This is a genomic window from Brevundimonas sp., from assembly GCF_004210735.1.
Classification (GTDB): Bacteria; Pseudomonadota; Alphaproteobacteria; order Caulobacterales; family Caulobacteraceae; genus Brevundimonas.
In genome coordinates, this window is record NZ_SDZL01000103.1 from 1 (window position 1) to 4,085 (window position 4,085).

The 4,085-nt window shown below is 67.3% G+C and carries 5 protein-coding genes and 1 pseudogene; 4 read left to right on the plus strand and 2 right to left on the minus strand.

Features of this window, described 5'->3' with window-relative positions:
• On the plus strand, positions 1-703 hold a 703-nt coding region (locus EON91_RS14015; protein WP_366250465.1), incomplete at its 5' end, for a TPM domain-containing protein.
• Between the two features lie 76 nt (positions 704-779).
• Positions 780-1,514, plus strand: coding sequence for an endonuclease/exonuclease/phosphatase family protein (locus EON91_RS14020; protein ID WP_292095959.1), 735 nt, complete (start codon positions 780-782; stop codon positions 1,512-1,514).
• A gap of 4 nt (positions 1,515-1,518) precedes the next feature.
• On the opposite strand, the gene EON91_RS14025 is transcribed toward EON91_RS14020, so the two are convergent.
• Positions 1,519-1,812, minus strand: coding sequence for a hypothetical protein (locus tag EON91_RS14025; protein ID WP_292095962.1), 294 nt, complete (start codon positions 1,810-1,812; stop codon positions 1,519-1,521).
• Between the two features lie 40 nt (positions 1,813-1,852).
• Entirely contained in the window at positions 1,853-3,304 is a 1,452-nt protein-coding gene (locus EON91_RS14030) for a phospholipase D-like domain-containing protein (protein WP_292095964.1), read from the minus strand.
• A gap of 152 nt (positions 3,305-3,456) precedes the next feature.
• On the opposite strand from EON91_RS14030, the gene EON91_RS14035 reads away from it, so the two are divergent.
• Both EON91_RS14035 and EON91_RS14040 read left to right on the plus strand, forming a co-directional pair.
• Positions 3,457-3,660, plus strand: a complete 204-nt coding sequence (locus EON91_RS14035; protein WP_292095966.1) for a hypothetical protein — start codon at positions 3,457-3,459, stop codon at positions 3,658-3,660.
• 107 nt (positions 3,661-3,767) lie between these two features.
• Positions 3,768-4,085: pseudogene (locus tag EON91_RS14040) on the plus strand (hypothetical protein); the annotation flags it as partial.

Genomic DNA, 4,085 nt, shown 5'->3' on the forward strand with positions numbered 1-4,085 from the left:
CATCGGGAGGATGGTGATGAAATTCACCGAACAGGATCACGCCCGCATCGCCGATGCGATCGCCCAGGCCGAGCAGGCGACATCGGGCGAAATCTTCTGCGTCTTCGCGCGGCGGGTATCTTCCTATTACGACGTCAGTCTGGGCTGGGCGGCGGCGGCGGCGCTGATTCTGCCGCTGGGCCTGGTGCCCTTCGGCTTTGACCCCGCCTGGTTTCCCGGCATCGCCGACAGCTGGGAAGCAGCGCATCTGGCCGCACGCGACCTGACCATCGGCCGTGCCCTGACAGCCTACGCCATCCTGCAAGCCAGCATCTTCATTACGGTGTTTCTGATCTCGCGCATCCAGCCGCTGCTGCGCTGGCTGACGCCCCGCAGCGTCCGGCGGACCCGCGTGCGCCGCGCGGCGATGGAGCAGTTCCTGGCCCATGGCCTGCATGTCACCGAGGCGCGCACGGGCGTGATGATCTTCGCCGCCATGGCCGATCATCAGGTCGAGATCATCGCCGACGAGGGCATTCATGCCCGCGTCAATCAGGATGTCTGGGCCCAGGCCGTTTCGGCCCTGGTCAAGGCGCTGAAGGACGAGCGGCCGGCCGAGGGCTTCCAGCAGGCGGTCGCGATCTGCGGCGGCGTTCTGGCCGAACATTTCCCGCCGGGCGTCACTAATCCGAACGAGCATCCGGACCGGCTGGTCGTCATCTGATATGATTGTCTTACCGGGGTCGCATTCGGGTGGAATGGCCTAGCCTCGCACAAGACAGCCCGCCGATCCGGACACCATGGCCCGATTGCTTACCTACAACGTTCACCGCTGCGTCGGCACCGACCGTCGGCTGGACCCGGCGCGCATAGCGGCCGTCATCGCCGAGCACGAGCCGGACATCGTCTGCCTGCAGGAGTTGGATGTCGGCCGCGCCCGCACGGGTAAGGTCGACCAGGCCGAGACCATCGCCCAGCGCCTGTCGATGAGCTTCCGGTTTCATCCCGCCATGCGGGTCGAGGCCGAACTGTATGGCGACGCCATCCTGACGCCCCATCCGGAACGGCTGATCAAGGCGGCCGCCCTGCCCACGCTGTCCAATGTGCCGGGGCTGGAGCCGCGCGGCGCCCTGTGGTCGGCCATCGACATCAGCGGAACGACGCTGAACGTCTTCAACACCCATCTGGGACTGGTCCCGCGCGAGCAGAGATTACAGGCGGCAGCCCTGACCAGCCGGGAATGGCTGGGTCATCCGGATTGCGCCGGGCCGACCCTATTGACCGGCGACTTCAACGCCACCTCGATCACCCGCCCGTACCGGACGCTGGTCCGCAAGCTGGATGACGCCCAACGCCGGCTGGGGCTCCGACCCACGGTGAAGACCTTTCCGTCGGCCTTTCCCGCGATCCGCATCGACCACTGCTTCGTCAGCCCGCAGGTGCGGATCACGCGCGTCTCCAGCCCCTTTTCGCCGCTGGCGCGGGTCGCCTCGGATCACCTGCCGCTGATCATCGATTTCGAGCTGGAGAGCTGAAGCCTCAGTCGCCGGGCGGGCCGGCGCCGCGTTCCATCTCATCGGCCCGGGCCACCCGGTTCCGCTCTCTCGCCCGGCGATAACCGACGAAGCCGACAGCGAAGCCGACGCCGACGACAAGCGCGGCGATGACCGGCTGCTCCTCCAGACGCCATCCATAGTTTCGGCCAACCAGATAGGCGATCAGCACGGCGACCGTCGCGCCGCAGAAACCGGCCAGTGCCGATCCGCCGGTCGGCCGTGGCGCGTAGACTTCCGCGCGTTGCGCGGCCTCGTGTTTCCTGCGTTCGACGGTCATCCCGCAATCTAGCACAGGCGAACGGGCCGGTGTGAAAGACCTAGGTCGGCGCGCGCAGCGACGGGACGCGACGGCGCTTCCACGGCCGCCAGGTGTCGCCCGAGCCGATCGGGTCGCCCAGCCGCCATTCGGCGATGAACCGCTCGATGCGTGAGGGCGGCGTCGAGCCCAGGCTCTGCATCCGGCCGGTGTCAAAGGTGCGGATCGCTTCACCCACAGAGCCCATGACCGCCTCGGCCGCCTCGAACGCGTCGGTGTCGATGCCGATAAAATGACCGATGGAGCGCTGGCGGAACCGTCGGATCGTGTCGCGCGCCGCCTGATCCCGCGCCAGGGTCGCCACGTCGCACTCGGTATCCAGGCCCATGGACCGGTTGTTCAGATTGGTGGAGCCGATCCGCAGCAGTTCGTCGTCGATGATCGACACCTTGGCGTGGACGATGATCTTCGCCCCCCGTTTCGTGCGCGGCGCGAAGGCGAAGAAGCGGTTGTTGCGATCCGCCCCCTCCAGCCGGAACAACACCTCGGAACGGGCCGTATCCATGGTCATCTGGTCGAACCAGCTGGGGCTGGAGGCCGTGGTCACCAGCACAACCTCCGGCCCGTCCGGTTCGGCCAGACGCGCCTCCAGCGCGGCAGCGATCGTGGGCGAGGTGAAATACTGGTTCTCCAGATAGATCAGCTTTTTCGCGCGCCGGATCGCCTCCAGATGCAGGCGTTCATTCTCGCGCACCTCGGCGTTCTTGCCCCACTCCGGTTCGGTCCGCACGATGGCGACCTCGGTATTGGTCAGGTCGGGCTCGACGCCGTCGGGCCAGGGATCGCCCGCGTCCGTCTCGGGCTCGATCCGCTCCCAGGTCGCGTGAAACCAGCGCTCGCGCGCCAGATCGCCCAGGGCCCGCGCCGCGGGGCCATCCATCACGCACATGGTCTCGTGCCGGGCTGAACAGGTCAGGCCGGACGGCATGCAGCGACGGGGGTCGTCGTCCAGATGCTCTTCGGTGTCCCAGCGATCGACGGCGATGTCGCCACCGCCGCAGAAGGCGACCTTGTCGTCGATGATGACCACCTTCTGGTGGTGACAGGCGCCGAAGGGGCCGGGCGCGTCCAGCCGCAGCTCCACCATCCGCTTGCGGAACCAGCGCAACGCCTTGTGTGGATAAAAGCCCTGAGAGGCGGCGATCAGCAGGGGCGATTTCCAGATCAGCAGTCGAACATCCAGCTCAGGCCGGGTCTTCACCAGCATGCGCAACTGGTGGCCGATTTCGGCCTGGCGCTCGTTGGGGCGGCGGGTAGCGTCCAGTCGTGTGCGCGGGTCGAACTGCCAGCCCAGGACGACGATAGAGCGTCTCGCCTTGTGGATGGCCGACGACAGGGCGTCGAAATAGGCCTGGTTCTCCATCAGAACGGCGAAACGGTCCGCGCGGGCTGTTCGCCAGCACGTCGATCCCGCCTTGAACAGCGGCCCCTCGCTATCGTCGTTCTGAAGCATGAGCCTGCCCAACGGATGCCGCGACGGCGGCACGTCCCCGGGAAGCAGACGCGCCAGTCGCCTATCCGTTCCGCCCCCCGCTCAATGCTTACGCTTATTTCATGACGGTCGCGTTGCCGGATCACGCCGATGAGCGCATAATACGGGATCAGGTGGACAGGGGTGTCGCCATGCAGGCGTTGACCGAATTGATCGCGGGGGTGATCGCCATGCTGGCGGCCGCTGCCCTGTCGCAATTCGGCGTCGACCTGAGCCAACCGACCCACAGTGACCGCGAGGTCCATCGCGTCAAGGACTGCGGCGACCGCAAGGCCCCCAGCGCCATGGTCGCGGCCCGTCCGTCGAACCACTGCTGAACGCGAATCTCGCAGTTCGCCTTTTCGGGCGGGAAATCAGCCGCTAGGGTTCCCCCGTCTCCGTGCGTCGCGCGTCGAGACACCTGCCCAGTGACCGAGATCGCCCCATGAAGTCCCGCCATCGGCCGCCGTTGAACCTGACCGACCCCGAGCCGGAGACCCCGGAAACGGACGCCGTGGAGACCGTGGCCGAGGTGTCGGACGTCGAGATCGTGACCGAGGCGAACATAGCCGCCGAACCGGATGCCGCGCCGGAATTGGCGCCCCTGCCCGAACCTCGCCCCGAACGCCCCATGTCCGAGCGCCGTCGACGTCGTCTGGAGGAAGAACGTCGTCAGGCCGAAGCGCGCGCCGCCGAGGCCGCCGCCCTGTCCGTGTCGCCCGAGCCCGTGGTGACGCCTGCGCTCGCCGAGAGCGTCGCCGCC

Bases quoted from the DNA above. Each gene is read 5' to 3' on its own strand.
- EON91_RS14020 (WP_292095959.1), top strand. From the start codon at position 780: ATGGCCCGATTGCTTACCTACAACGTTCACCGCTGCGTCGGCACCGAC.
- EON91_RS14025 (WP_292095962.1), bottom strand. From the start codon at position 1,812: ATGACCGTCGAACGCAGGAAACACGAGGCCGCGCAACGCGCGGAAGTC.
- EON91_RS14030 (WP_292095964.1), bottom strand. From the start codon at position 3,304: ATGCTTCAGAACGACGATAGCGAGGGGCCGCTGTTCAAGGCGGGATCG.